The 13,510-nt window shown below is 67.8% G+C and carries 11 protein-coding genes; 7 read left to right on the top strand and 4 right to left on the bottom strand.

Annotation, left to right across the window (positions count from 1 at the left end; all coding sequences use genetic code 11):
• Nucleotides 1-79: 79 nt before the first annotated feature.
• Nucleotides 80-1,453 carry a cysteine--tRNA ligase gene (gene cysS, locus ACJQWM_RS03830; RefSeq protein WP_332701754.1) on the bottom strand — a complete coding sequence of 458 codons (1,374 nt, stop codon included), beginning with the start codon at nt 1,451-1,453 and terminating at the stop codon, nt 80-82.
• A gap of 120 nt (nt 1,454-1,573) precedes the next feature.
• Here cysS and ACJQWM_RS03825 point away from each other — a divergent pair, with 120 nt between their 5' ends.
• The 7 genes from ACJQWM_RS03825 to argH all read left to right on the top strand — a co-directional run bounded on the left by ACJQWM_RS03825 (nt 1,574) and on the right by argH (nt 9,813).
• On the top strand, nt 1,574-2,047 hold the full coding sequence (locus ACJQWM_RS03825; RefSeq protein WP_332701756.1) for a hypothetical protein: 474 nt from the start codon (nt 1,574-1,576) through the stop codon (nt 2,045-2,047).
• A gap of 315 nt (nt 2,048-2,362) precedes the next feature.
• Complete coding sequence (locus ACJQWM_RS03820; protein WP_332701758.1) at nt 2,363-3,424, top strand: N-acetylornithine carbamoyltransferase; 1,062 nt, start codon at nt 2,363-2,365, stop codon at nt 3,422-3,424.
• Between the two features lie 62 nt (nt 3,425-3,486).
• Nucleotides 3,487-4,731 carry an argininosuccinate synthase gene (locus ACJQWM_RS03815; RefSeq protein WP_332701761.1) on the top strand — a complete coding sequence of 415 codons (1,245 nt, stop codon included), beginning with the start codon at nt 3,487-3,489 and terminating at the stop codon, nt 4,729-4,731.
• A gap of 152 nt (nt 4,732-4,883) precedes the next feature.
• On the top strand, nt 4,884-5,981 hold the full coding sequence (locus tag ACJQWM_RS03810) for an acetylornithine deacetylase (RefSeq protein WP_332701762.1): 1,098 nt from the start codon (nt 4,884-4,886) through the stop codon (nt 5,979-5,981).
• 93 nt (nt 5,982-6,074) lie between these two features.
• A complete protein-coding gene (locus ACJQWM_RS03805; RefSeq protein ID WP_332701764.1) occupies nt 6,075-7,415 on the top strand; it encodes an acetylglutamate kinase in 1,341 nt (446 codons plus the stop codon).
• Nucleotides 7,412-8,380, top strand: a complete 969-nt coding sequence (gene argC / locus ACJQWM_RS03800; RefSeq protein ID WP_332701766.1) for an N-acetyl-gamma-glutamyl-phosphate reductase — start codon at nt 7,412-7,414, stop codon at nt 8,378-8,380. The genes ACJQWM_RS03805 and argC overlap by 4 nt, the downstream gene beginning before the upstream one ends.
• 143 nt (nt 8,381-8,523) lie before the next feature.
• A complete protein-coding gene (argH, locus tag ACJQWM_RS03795; RefSeq protein ID WP_332701768.1) occupies nt 8,524-9,813 on the top strand; it encodes an argininosuccinate lyase in 1,290 nt (429 codons plus the stop codon).
• A gap of 31 nt (nt 9,814-9,844) precedes the next feature.
• Here the strand turns inward: argH and pgaD are convergent, their stop codons facing one another.
• From pgaD to pgaB, 3 genes are read right to left on the bottom strand one after another with little or no spacing between them, the layout of a single operon-like run.
• Nucleotides 9,845-10,381 carry a poly-beta-1,6-N-acetyl-D-glucosamine biosynthesis protein PgaD gene (gene pgaD / locus ACJQWM_RS03790; RefSeq protein ID WP_332701770.1) on the bottom strand — a complete coding sequence of 179 codons (537 nt, stop codon included), beginning with the start codon at nt 10,379-10,381 and terminating at the stop codon, nt 9,845-9,847.
• Complete coding sequence (pgaC, locus tag ACJQWM_RS03785; RefSeq protein WP_332701772.1) at nt 10,378-11,622, bottom strand: poly-beta-1,6-N-acetyl-D-glucosamine synthase; 1,245 nt, start codon at nt 11,620-11,622, stop codon at nt 10,378-10,380. The genes pgaD and pgaC overlap by 4 nt, the downstream gene beginning before the upstream one ends.
• A complete protein-coding gene (gene pgaB, locus ACJQWM_RS03780; RefSeq protein WP_332701774.1) occupies nt 11,619-13,508 on the bottom strand; it encodes a poly-beta-1,6-N-acetyl-D-glucosamine N-deacetylase PgaB in 1,890 nt (629 codons plus the stop codon). Before pgaB ends, pgaC begins: the two co-directional genes overlap by 4 nt.
• Nucleotides 13,509-13,510 lie beyond the last annotated feature (2 nt).

The raw sequence follows: 13,510 nt of genomic DNA, 5'->3' as shown, positions 1-13,510 counted from the left end.
GGGTACGCTTTTCGTGCCTGTCGCCGCCGCGGGTGGTGGGCACAGAAAACGTGCCCACCCTACGACTGGACAGCGGCGCTCACGCCGAGGCGCGACGCCAGCGTACTCCCTGCGCCGTGTCTTCCAGCAGAATGCCTTCGCCGGCGAGCTGCGCACGGATCGCATCGGCGCGCGCGAAATCGCGGGCCTGCTTCGCGGCGGCACGTTCATCGACCAGCGCCTGGATGCGGCCACCGTCGCCCGCGTCCGCACCGCGTGCGAACCAGGCCGCCGGGTCCTGCTGCAGCAGGCCCAGTGCGAGGCCCGCACCGAGCAGTTCGGACTTCAGCCCGGTACGGTCGCCGGGCGAGCCGGCCTTGCGCGCCTCGCCGGCAATACGCGCGATCTCGGCCAGTGCCTGCGGCGTGTTGAGGTCGTCATCGAGCGTCGCCTCGATGCCGGCCGGGATGGAAGCGGTGGCCTCGACATCGGCCAGGTCCCGCAGCGTGCCGTACAACCGGTCCAGGGTGCGCACGCTCTGTTCGATCAGGCTATCGGACCACTCCAATGGCTGCCGGTAGTGCGCCGACAGCAGGGCGTAGCGCAGGGCCTCCGGCGGGTGGGCACGCACCAGGTCGTGCACCTTCTCGATGTTGCCTACCGACTTGGACATCTTGGCGCCGCCGAAGTTGAGCATGCCGTTGTGCAGCCAGAAGCGCGCGAACGGCCGACCGCCGTGGGCGCACTCGCTCTGCGCGATCTCGTTTTCGTGGTGCGGGAACTGCAGGTCGACCCCGCCGGCATGGATGTCGATGGTCTCGCCCAGGTGCGCGGCGGCCATCGCCGAGCACTCGATATGCCAGCCCGGCCGGCCGCGGCCCCACGGCGAGTCCCAGCCGGGGAGATCGTCGGTCGAGGGTTTCCACAGCACGAAATCACCCGGGTCGCGCTTGTACGGCGCCACCTCGACCCGCGCGCCGGCCAGCATCTCGTCGGTATCGCGCCGCGAAAGCTTGCCGTAGTCGGCGAAGCTGGCGACCGCGAACAGCACATGGCCTTGTGCGGCGTAGGCGTGGCCGGATGCGATCAGCCGCTCGATCATCGCCACGATCTGGGCGATATGGCCGGTCGCCTCGGGCTCGAGGTCCGGCGGCGAAGCGCCGAGCGCGGCCATGTCCTCGCGATAGGCGGCGGCAAAGCGGTCAGTGATGGTCGAAATCGGCACGCCCTGCTCGCGCGCGGCGGCGTTGATCTTGTCATCGACGTCGGTGACGTTGCGGGCGTAGCTCACCGTGCCGAACCGGCGACGCAGCAGCTCGGCCAACACCCCGAACACCACCGGGCCGCGCGCATTGCCAATGTGCACGTAGTTGTAGACCGTGGGGCCGCACAAGTACATCGTGGCGCGGGCCGGGTCGGCAGGCGTAAAGGCTTCGACCCGGCGGGTCAGGCTGTTGAAAAGCTGCAGGCTCATGGGCGGCACGGCGAGGGTTCACGCCATTCTATCGCCGTCCACCGGGCATGACAGGCAAGATTCAGGCCCGGGCGGCCGCACTGCCCCTACAATCCCGGGACCGACCCGACTGCGGATCCCATGTCCCGCATTGCCCTGCTACTGCCGAGCTTGCTGTTGGCCATTGCGACCGGGCCGGCGTGGGCGCAGGACACCACTGTGCTGCAGGTCGAGAACGTTCGTTTCGATTATGCGCAGGTGCTGCGCGTGTCGCCGGTGTACCAGACCCTGACCGCGACCCGCATGGAAGAACAGTGCGACCAGTCGCCGCGTCCGCGCAGCGAGGACGACTCGCGGCTGTCACGGGTCGTCGGTGTGGTCCGCGAGGCACTGAGCCGCGACGGACAGCCGCTCGAGGAGTCCGTCGCCAACTGCCGCTCGGTACCGGTGGAGCGCCAGTTCCGCCGGCCGATCGCCTATGACGTCGACTACGTTTACAAGGGCGGCAAGTACCGCTCGCGCCTGCCGGAGGACCCGGGCAACCGGCTTCGCATCCGCGTTGCGATCACGCCGGCGGTAGCCGGTGCCCGTGCGCCCCTGGGCACGACCGATTGAGCGCTTGCGCCGCCTCCGGCCGCATGCGAGCATTCGCCCCCTCATGAACACCTCCGCCACCCAGGCCCTGCGCGCCGACGCCGACATCCTGACCTCCGCCTACATGGCGGCGGGCATGACCTCGCGCGCGCGCCGACCGCTGCCCCCCAATCCGGCCGGGTAGCGACGCGCACGCACGCGATTCATGCGTGACACACGAAAAGCCCAGCCTCCGCGCTGGGCTTTTTTGTTTGCGTAACTTCTCGCGCATCCATGCGCAAAACCCCGGCCTTCCCTGGCCGGACTGTCCAACAGAACCCCGCGGACACGACTTCCATGGCCCTCAAGCACTTTCTCAACACCCAGGACTGGTCGCGCAGCGAACTCGACGCGCTGCTCGCGCGAGCGGCCGCGTTCAAGCACCGCGCGCCGGACCACGACGGCAGCGGATCGGCATTGAAGGGCAAGTCGATCGCGCTGGTGTTCTTCAACCCTTCGATGCGCACCCGCACCAGCTTCGAGGTCGGCGCGTTCCAGCTCGGCGGCCACGCGGTGGTGCTGCAACCGGGCAAGGACGCGTGGCCGATCGAGTTCGACCTGGGCAGCGTGATGGACGGCGACACCGAAGAGCACATCGCCGAAGTCGCACGCGTGCTCGGCCGCTATGTCGACCTGATCGGCGTGCGGGCGTTTCCCAAGTTCGTCGACTGGTCGGTTGACCGCCAGGACCGGGTCCTGCGCAGCTTCGCGAAGTATTCACCGGTGCCGGTGATCAACATGGAGACGATCACCCACCCGTGCCAGGAGCTGGCGCACGCGCTGGCGTTGCGGGAGCACTTCGGCACCGCTGATCTTGCGGGCAGGAAGTTCGTGCTGACCTGGACCTACCACCCCCGGCCGCTCAACACCGCGGTCGCCAACTCGGCACTGACGATCGCCACGCGCCTCGGCATGGACGTGACCCTGCTGTGCCCCACGCCCGAGTACGTGCTCGACGAGCGCTACATGGGCTGGGCCGAGCAGAACGTGGCCGAGAGCGGCGGCTCGCTCGTGGTCAGCCACGACATCGACAGCGCCTATCGTGGCGCCGACGTGGTCTACGCCAAAAGCTGGGGCGCGCTGCCGTACTTCGGCAACTTCGCGCCGGAAAAATCCATCCGCGACCGCTACCGGCACTTCATCGTCGACGAAGCCAAGATGGCACTGACCCGTGATGCCGTCTTCAGCCACTGCCTGCCGCTGCGCCGCAACGTCAAGGCGACCGATGCGGTGATGGACTCGCCGCGCTGCATCGCGATCGACGAGGCCGAGAACCGGCTGCACGTGCAGAAGGCGGTGATGGTGGCGCTTGCTGCGCAAGTGGTGGGACCCGGGACCGGGGACCAGGGACCCGGATAGAAGTAGCCGCGTCGGCTTGTGCGCTTGCTCATCTTTTTTTCTTCAATCTGCTCGGAGCTTCCATGTCGTCCCAGATCGCTTTTCCCAGTCCCCGGTCCCCGGTCCCCGGTCCCGGCTCCAACAACATCGTCCTCGCCTTCTCCGGCGGCCTCGACACCAGCTTCTGCGTGCCGTACCTGCAGGAGCGCGGCTGGGACGTGCACACCGTGTTTGCCGACACCGGCGGCGTCGATGCCGACGAACGCGCCTTCATCGAGCAGCGCGCGGCCGAACTGGGGGTGAGCTCGCATGTGACCGTCGACGGCGGTCCGGCGCTCTGGGAGAGCTTCGTCAAGCCGTTCGTCTGGGCGGGCGAGGGCTACCAGGGTCAATACCCGCTGCTGGTGTCGGACCGTTACCTGATCGTCGAGGCGGCGCTGCAACGTTGCGCGGAGCTCGGCACGAGGGCCATCGCGCATGGCTGCACCGGCATGGGCAACGACCAGGTGCGGTTCGACCTGACGGTGAAGGCGCTGGGCGACTACGAGATCCTCGCGCCAATCCGCGAAATCCAGAAGCAGCACAGCCAGGTCCGCGCCTACGAGCAGCAGTACCTGGAGGCGCGCGGCTTCGGCGTGCGCGCCAAGCAGCAGGCCTACACGATCAACGAGAACCTGCTCGGGCTGACGCTGTCCGGCGGCGAGATCGATCGCTGGCAAGCCCCTGGTGCTGGGGCAGCGGGCTGGTGCAAGCCGCGCAGCGAGTGGCCGGGCGAAGCCCTGCGCGTGTCGGTGCGCTTCGAGCACGGCGAGGCGGTCGCGCTGGACGGCGAGAGGCTCGCCGGGCACGTCATGCTCGCCAGGCTCAATGCATTGTTCGCGCAGTACGGCGTCGGCCGCGGGCTGTACACCGGCGACACCACCATCGGGCTTAAGGGTCGGATCATCTTCGAGGCGCCGGGCCTGGCTGCGCTGCTCACTGCCCACCGTGCGCTCGAGGAGGCGGTGCTGAGCAAGCAGCAGAACCGGTTCAAGCCAGAGGTCGCGCGCAAGTGGGTCGAGCTGGTCTACGAGGGCTTTTTCCACGACCCGCTCAAACGCGACCTGGAGGCGTTCCTGGCGTCCAGCCAGTCGATGGTCAACGGCACGGTGGTGCTGGAGACGCACGGTGGCGCGGTCGACGCGGTCGCGGTCGAATCAAAGCACATCCTCAGCGCCAAGGGTGCGACCTACGCGCAGACCGCCGACTGGGGCGTGGCCGAGGCCGAGGGCTTCATCAAGCTGTTCGGCATGAGCAGCACCCTGTGGGCTGAGGTCAACCGCAGATAGCCCCAGCGTTCTTGTAGGAGCGGCTTCAGCCGCGATCGATACCTGTGCGCACGTACCGATCCAGCGATCGCGGCTGAAGCCGCTCCTACAACAGCAACAGCAACAGCAAAATTCGCGGCTGAAGCCGCTCCTACCGTGCCCGGGACAACGACATGCTTGCCGACGTGCTCCATCACCTTGAAGCCCTGGTCTCCTTCGACACCCGCAATCCGCCGCGCGCGATCGATACCGGCGGCATTTTCGACTACCTGCGCGAGCACCTGCCCGGCTTCCGCGTCGAGGTGCTCGACCACGGCGACGGGGCGGTGTCGATGCTGGCGGCGCGTGGCCAGGCGGCCCGGGTGTTCAACGTGCACCTGGACACGGTGCCGGCATCAAAGGCCTGGAGCGCCGATCCGCACCTGCTGCGCGTGGCCGGCGAGCGCGCGGTCGGGCTTGGCGCGTGCGACATCAAGGGTGCGGCGGCCGGATTGCTGGCCGCGGCCGCGGTGACCACCGGCGCTGCCGCGTTCCTGTTCAGCACCGATGAGGAAGCCAACGACGCGCGCTGCATCAAGGCCTTCCTCGCGCGCGACCATGGCTTCAGTGAGGCGATCATCGCCGAGCCGACCCGGTGCGAAGCGGTGCTGACCCATCGCGGGATCAGCTCGGTGCTGATGCGGTTCCGCGGCCACGCCGGGCATGCCTCCGGCGCCGACGCGCTGCAGGCCAGCGCGCTGCACCAGGCGATTCGCTGGGGCAGCCGCGCGCTGGACCTGGTCGAGGCCGAATCGCACCAGCGCTTCGGCGGCCTGACCGGGCTGCGCTTCAACATCGGCAGGCTCGAAGGTGGGATCAAGGCCAACATGATCGCGCCCGATGCGCAGCTGCGCTTCGGCTTCCGGCCGCTGCCGTCGATGTCGATCGATGCGCTGCACCAGCGTTTCGGCACGCTGGTCGAGGCCGATGCGATCGAGCACTACGAAGAAACCTTCCGCGGGCCGCCGTTGCCACTGGGCGACATCGCATCGGCGGAGGATCGTCGCCTGCAGGCGCGCGACCTGGCCGAAGCGCTCGAGCTGCCGATCGGCAACGCGGTCGATTTCTGGACCGAGGCGTCGCTGTTCTCCGCCGCCGGCCTGACTGCAATCGTCTACGGCCCGGGTGACATCGCCCAGGCGCACACCGCCGACGAGTGGGTCGCGCTGGAGCAGTTGCAGCGCTATGCCGAGTCGGTCGCCCGCATCATCGATGCCCCACCGGTTCCGTAGGAGCGGCTTCAGCCGCGATCCGGATCCGGCACGAGTACCCGAGTAACCGATCGCGGCTGAAGCCGCTCCTACAAAAAGACGCAAACGACCGCAATGCACACCGCCTACGACATCCAGACCCGCCAGACCATCGTTCGCCTGCTCTCCAGCATGGCCAGCGCGAAGGAGATCCAGCAGTACCTCAAGCGCTTCTCGCAGCTCGACGCGGCGCGGTTTGCCGTGGTCAAGGTCGGCGGCGCGGTGCTGCGCGACGAACTCGATGCGCTGGTCTCCTCGCTCGCGTTCCTGCAGCAGGTCGGGCTGACCCCGATCGTGGTGCACGGCGCGGGCCCGCAGCTCGACGAGCAGATGAAAATTGCCGGGATCGAAAAACGCACCGTCGATGACCTGCGCGTGACCGACCCGGCGGTGCTCGCCGTGGTGCGACAGGTGATGCGGCAGGAGAACCTGAGGCTGGTAGAGGCACTGCAGGCGCAGGGCGTGCGCGCGACTTCGATCCAGTCCGGCGTGTTCGAGGCCGCCGTGCTCGACCGCGACGTCTACGGCCTGGTCGGCAGGGTCACCCGGGTCGATACCGACGGCATCCAGGCGGCGATCAATGTCGGCTCGATCCCGGTGATCGCCTCGCTGGCCGAGACCGACGAAGGCCAGATCGTCAACGTCAATGCCGACTGGGCGGCCAACGAGCTGATCAAGACCCTGCAGCCGTACAAGATCGTGTTCCTGACCGGCACCGGCGGGCTGCTCGATGGCGAGGGCAGGATCATCGACTCGATCAACCTGAGCACCGAGTACGACGAGCTGATCGCGCAACCGTGGCTGCACTCGGGCATGCGCCTCAAGATCAAGCAGATCCACCATCTGTTGATGGCGCTGCCGCCGGCCTCGTCGGTATCGATCACCCGGCCCGGTGAACTGGCCAAGGAGCTGTTCACCCATCGCGGCTCCGGCACGCTGGTACGGCGCGGCGAGTGCGTGCTGCAGGCCGAGCGCTGGGACCAGCTCGACCTGCCACGGTTGCGCGGCCTGATCGAGTCGGCCTTCGGCCGGCCGCTGCTGCCGGAGTATTTCGAACGCACGCGGCTGCAGCGCGCCTACGTCAGCGAGCACTACCGCGCCGCGATCATCCTGACCTGCGAGCAGGGCGTGCACTATCTAGACAAGTTCGCGGTGCTCGACGATGCCCAGGGCGAGGGGCTGGGTCGCGCGGTTTGGCTGTTGATGCGGGAGCATAACCCGCGGCTGTTCTGGCGCTCGCGCCATGGCAACGGCATCAACGGCTTCTATTGTGACCAGGCCGATGGCTTCATCAGGCGGGAGCGCTGGAACGTGTTCTGGTACGGGCTGGACGACTTCGACCAGATCGGGCGCTGTCTGGAGCACTGCCGCACCCGCACGCCGACGCTGCTCGAGAGCGCGAGCGCGGCCGCATGAACACGCCCATCGCAATCGGAGTTGTCGGCGCGCGTGGCCACGTCGGCGCGGAACTGATCCGTCTGCTAGGCGAGCATCCGCGGTTCGAGCTGGCGTTCGTATCCTCGCGCGAGCTCGAGGGCCAACGCGTGGCCGATCGCATCCCCGGCCATGTCGACCAGCGCGGCCGTGCACTGCGCTACAGCGCGCCCTCGCACGAACAGGTGGCGGCGCAGGCGCTCGACGCGGTGGTGCTGGCGCTGCCCAACGGCAAGGCGGCCGGACTGGTCGCCGCGCTCGATGCCGCCGGGCGCGAGCCGGTCGTGGTGGATCTCTCGGCCGATTACCGCTTCGATGACGCCTGGTACTACGGCCTGCCGGAGCTCGCCCGCGACGGCTACACCGGACAGCGCCGGATCAGCAATCCCGGTTGCTATGCCACCGCGATGCAGCTCGCACTGGCGCCGATGCTCGACGTGCTGGACGGGCCGGTGCAGTGCTTCGGTGTGTCTGGGTATTCCGGAGCAGGCACCATGCCCTCGGACAGCAACAGTCCGGACCTGCTGCGCGACAATTTGATGCCCTACGCGCTGACCGGGCATGTCCACGAGCGCGAGGTCAGCCACCGGCTCGGCCACCCGGTCGAGTTCATGCCGCACGTCGCGCCGCATTTCCGCGGCCTGACCATCACCGCCAACCTGCACCTGGCGCGCGTGTTCGATCGCGAGGAAATAATCGAGCGCTACCGCCAGCGCTACGCCGCCGAGCCGCTGGTGCGGGTCGGGGACAAGGCACCGTGGGTCAGCCGAATCGCCCACACCCACCATGTCGAGCTCGGTGGTTTCGGGCTGTCCGGCGATGGCCGCCGGCTGGTGGTCGTGGCGACCGAGGACAACCTGCTCAAGGGCGCAGCGACGCAGGCGTTGCAGAACCTCAATCGCGCGTTCGGGTTGCCGGAGCTGACCGGCATCCCGCACGACCGGTAGGAGCGGCTTCAGCCGCGATCGGAAAGCAGACGAGCGCGTGGTACCAGATCGCGGCTAAAGCCGCTCCTACCGCCGACAAAAGCCTGTCGGCAAAAACGGCATCGACATCAGTACCCGCGACCAGGCATCCACAGGACCCCGACATGAGCGATCTTCTCTGGCAAAAACCCGGCATCAGGATCGATGCGCGCATCCAGCGGTTCTGCGCCGGCGACGACGTGATCCTGGATCGCGAGTTCTTCGTGTTCGACATCCAGGCCAGCCGCGCGCACGCGCAGGGGCTGCAGCGCATCGGCATCCTGGACGACGCGGAGCTGGCCGGCATCGAGCGCGAGCTGAGCGCGCTGGCCGAGGACTTCACCAGCGGCGCATTCATGCTGGATGCGTCGCACGAGGACGGCCACTCCGCGATTGAGGCGCGGCTGGTCCAGCGCCTGGGCGATGCCGGCCGCAAGATCCACACCGGCCGCAGCCGCAACGACCAGGTGCTGGTCGCGACCCGGTTGTGGCTCAAGGACCGGCTCGCGCGCGTGGTGGCGCTGTGCCGCGAAACCGCCGGGGTGGCACTCGCGCGCGCCGAAGCCGAAGCTATGCTGCCGTTGCCCGGCTACACCCACCTGCAGCGCGCGGTGGTGTCTTCGGCCGGCATGTGGTGGGCGGCGTGGGCCGAGTCGTTCATCGACGATGCGACGCGCGCGCGCGACACGCTGGCCTGGATCGACGCCAACCCGCTCGGCAGCGCGGCCGGCTATGGCGTCAACCTGCCACTGGACCGTGAACACACCACCGCGGCGCTGGGCTTCGGCCGCATGCAGGTTTCCGCCGCCTATGCGCAGCTTTCGCGCGGCAAGTTCGAGATGGCCGCGATCGAGGCACTCGGCTCGGCCGTGCTCGACCTGCGCCGGCTGGCCTGGGACCTGAGTCTGTTCACCAGCGCCGAGTTCGGCTTTGTCGCCCTGCCGGCGCAATACACTACCGGCAGCTCGATCATGCCGAACAAGCGCAACCCGGACGTGATCGAGCTTATGCGCGCCAGTTATGCCAGCGTCGCCGCGGCACGCATCGAGATCGAGCAACTGCTGTCGCTGCCCTCGGGCTACCACCGCGACCTGCAGTTCTCCAAGGGCGCGATCTTCCACGCTTTCGGTCGCGGCCTGGGCGCGCTGGAGCTGCTGCCGGACCTGCTGCGCGAGCTTGAATGGCAGCCCGGGCGCATGCGTGAGGCGCTGGAGCCGTCGATGTACGCGACCGACCTTGCTGTCGATCTGGCCCGGCAGGGCGTGCCTTTCCGCGACGCCTATCGGCAGGCAGCCGATCCGTCGCAGTGGGGGGCGGGTGATCCGGAAACCAGCCTGAGGGCGCGCGTGTCACCCGGCGCGGCGGCCGATCCGGGGCTGCCGCAGTTGCGCGAGCGGCTGGCGAAACTGCGTTGAACCCGAAGCGGAAGCTAAACGGTGCCCGAGGTCAGACGGTATCGGCCGTGGGTGCCTTGATGGCTGGCAGGTCCGTCGCCGGGGCCGGCGCCGGGACGCCGCGCGAGAGGGGCCGGGCGACGTCGATGGCCGTCGGCATGCCGCGATCCATCCGCAAGGTCGCGGTCTTCGCTGCGACCAGCGCAGTGCCCAGTGCCAAGGTCGTGTGCATCGCTTCGGACATTTCCGACAATTGGACGTCGGCCTGGGCAAAGCGGCGTTCCTTGCCCTGGAAGCGGCGGCGGTTGTATTCCGCCCAGACGATCAGCACCACGGCGCAGGCCAGCGCGATCAGCGGCAACTGCGTCAGCATCGCCGGCGGCTTGAGCGGCTCATGCAGCAGAAACACTTCGAGATAGGCAGAGCGCACGCCGAGCAGCCACAGCGCCAGGGTGGTCAGTGGCAACCACAGATAGATGTAGATCGCCCACGCAAGCAGGGTGATCAAGCCGAAGAACGTGCGCGAGGCGCGACTCTGCTGCGTGGGAAGGTAGATGAATCGATCGTGCAGAATGGTTTCGGCGTTCATCGGTAACCCCTGTCCGGACTGATCCACACCGCGAGCTGCCCACGGCGCCTGAGGAAGGTCTTGGGGATGGCGGCCAGCGTGGTGGTCAGGCTGAGCAGCCAGTAGACCGCCGGATACCAGATCATCCAGTAGTAGGTGCGGCCGGTGGTCGGCTCGTAGCGGCGGTCGATCCAGAGGCTGATCGCGAACTGCAGCAGGCAGACCATCGCCAGCACGACGCCATGCCAGCGCGGCACCAGCCCGCCGACATGCAGCTCGGCCGGCAGCGGCAGGAACTGGCTCAGTGCCCACAGCACGATCAGCGAGAGCATGGCAACGCCCCAGCCGACGCTGAGCAGGTATTCGGCGACCACGATCCACATGCGACGGCGGCGCCATTCGAACAGGCGCGAACCGTGCCGCAGCAGGACCTCCAGACCGCCCTGGGCCCAACGCAGCCGCTGCCGCCACAGGCCGCGCAGGGTTTCCGGCATCAGGATGAAACACAGCGCATTGGGTTCGTAGCGGATGTCCCAGCGGTCAATCTGCAACCGCCAGCTGATGTCGATGTCCTCGGTGACGATGTCGTTGGACCAGTAGCCGACCTGGTGCAGCGCGGTCTTGCGGAATGCGGAGATCACTCCCGATACGGTGAACAGACGGCCGTACACGCGCTGTGCGCGTTTGATCATCCCGATGATCGAGGAGAACTCACCGACCTGAAGCTTGCCCAGCAGGGTCGAGCGGTTGCGGATCCGCGGATTGCCCGTGACCGCACCCACGCGCGGACCGCTGCACAGGTGCCACACCATCCAGTGGGTGGCGTACTCATCGAGCAGCGCGTCGCCGTCGATGCATACCAGGTATTCCGAACGCGCTGCCAGCGCGCCCATGCGCATCGCGTTGGCCTTGCCGACGTTGTGGTCGAGGTGGATGACCCGCAGCCGCTCATGCACGGCTGCCAGCGCGTCGAGATGCGCGCCGGTCGCATCGGTGCTGCCATCGTTGATCGCGATTATCTCGAAGTCGGGGTACTGCTGCTGCAGCAGTGCCTCGATCGTCTCGTCGACGTTGTCGGACTCGTTGTGACAGGGCACCAGTATCGATGCGAATGGATAGGTGTCCATCGGCGGCGGCTGGTGGCGCGGTCGAGCACGGCGCTCGCGGCGGACGTAGTAGTAGATGCCCCCGGTCATCCAGAAGAACGACATCACCACCGGGTAGTAGAAGGCGAAGGCGAGCAGTACTTCGGTGGGGGTCACGGCTGGTCCCTCAGATAGGGGAAGCTGCGCGCGGAGATCGCTTCGCGCGCGTTTTCCAGGGTGGGCCGGTCGCCGATGAAGTCATCGGGGTAGTACGCCAGGTGGCGCACGCCGGCGGCCTGCAGCCGGCGGGTATCGGCGGGCAGCAGCGCGCCCGGCGTGCGATCGTCGTCGCGCCAATCGATGGTCTGGAGCTGGAAGGCCGTCCGCGCGAGCGCTCCCGGCTGTGCCGCGACCGCAGCGGCCAACCGGTCGAACCAGGCCAGCGGCCTGTCGCTGCCCTCCATATGCGGCATCGCCATGATCACCGTGTGGTCGTAGGCGGGCAGGAAGGCCGGCAGGCTCTGGGCGAACCAGGCCTCGCTGGCGGGCTCCAGCACCGGCCGTGCGAACAGGTTGCGCGAGGTCCTGAGCTTGGGCCGCCATTGCTCGGCGGCACGGCGCAGTTCGTCGGTAAAGGCGATCAGGTACTGGGTGCGGGCCACCGGGTCGCCGGCGGCGAGTTCCGGCAGTTCGGTCTCGCGCAGCAATGCGTCGTCGTGGAAATGCAGCCCGTCGATCGGGCTGGCGATTGCGAGATCCTCGTAGATCTCCCCGACCAGACGGCGCGCGCGCGGGTCGGTCGGATCGAGCCTGAACACCTCGCCGGGCTCGGCATCGGCCAGCGCCAGCGACGAGCGCAAAGTGGCGTCGGCCGGCTTGTATGCGAGCACCGGCAGCCATGCATAGACCTTGACCTCCGCGCGGGTGCGCAACTGCCAGGCGACGCGCGCGAACAGGTCGGCGCGCATCGGCAGGTGCCGGTTGGGGAAGTACAGCGCGTCGGCGGCGCCGTCGCCGTCGGGGTCGGCGAATGCCTGCAGGAACACGTGGCTCGGCTGTATCCGGCTGATCCGCTCGATCAAGACGTCGAGGTTGCGCTCGACCTGCTTGGGGTCCGGGTCGTAGACATAGTCGAGATCGACCTGGATCGCACGCAGCCGCTCCTCGGCATCGCCGGGTGCACGCAGCGCGCGGACCAGTTCCTCCACCGTCGGGTTGTCGAACACCAGCAACCGGGAGAGCCCGTGCAGCCCGGCGTCGCGCTCGGCGGAAATCGATTGCTCCACGCCTTCAAGATCGAACGAGATCTCCATGCCCAGATCGTCGGCGATATCGTTGGTGCGGGAACTGTAGGCGGCATATGGCCAAACCACCGAGCGCGGACGCATGCCGATGCCGCTTTCGATTTCCTGCGCGCTTGTCGCCAGGTCGGCACGGATGCGGGCGAGGTACTGCTCCTGGGATTCGTAGCTGCGGGTGTCGGGATCAAAGCGCCGGGTGACCGCGGACGGGATTTCGTTGCGCTGCGGGTTGGCCAGCACGCCCGTGTGCAGGTCGTGGGTGTGGGAGGCGACCTCGACAAGGCCGCTGTCGTGCATCTCTCGCAGTTGCGCCCAGGTCAGGAAATCGTCGTGGTCGAACGGGCGCGGGCCATAGTTGATCGTGCGTCCGGGCGGCAGGTCGACCCAACTGGTCACCGGGGCGACCACCGCCGGAAACCCGTAGGCGCGCAGCAGGGGAAAGGCGCGGGTATAGGTACTGCGCAGGCCGTCATCGAAGGTGAGCAACACCGCACGCTGCGGCAGTGTGCGCTCGCCACGCGATGCGGCAACCAGGTCATCCAGGCTCACCGCGGTGTAGCCGTTGCCCTTGAGCCAGTCCAGGTGAGCCGCGAAATTCTGGGTGCTGATCGCGTAGAGATCGGGATCACCCTTGCGCGCCACGTCGTCGCGGATGTCGTGGTAGCTCAGCACCAGCAGCTTGGCCGCGGCCGGCACGGAGCACAGCACCAGCGCGATGCCCACCAGCAGGGGGGCAATGATTGATTGCAGTCGGGTGCGCATGC

Origin of the sequence: Novilysobacter longmucuonensis (assembly GCF_046600735.1) — a bacterium.
In the GTDB taxonomy this organism is placed as follows: domain Bacteria; phylum Pseudomonadota; class Gammaproteobacteria; order Xanthomonadales; family Xanthomonadaceae; genus Novilysobacter_A; species Novilysobacter_A longmucuonensis.
Note: the sequence above shows the minus strand (reverse complement) of the source record. Positions and strands in the feature narration are given on the sequence as shown.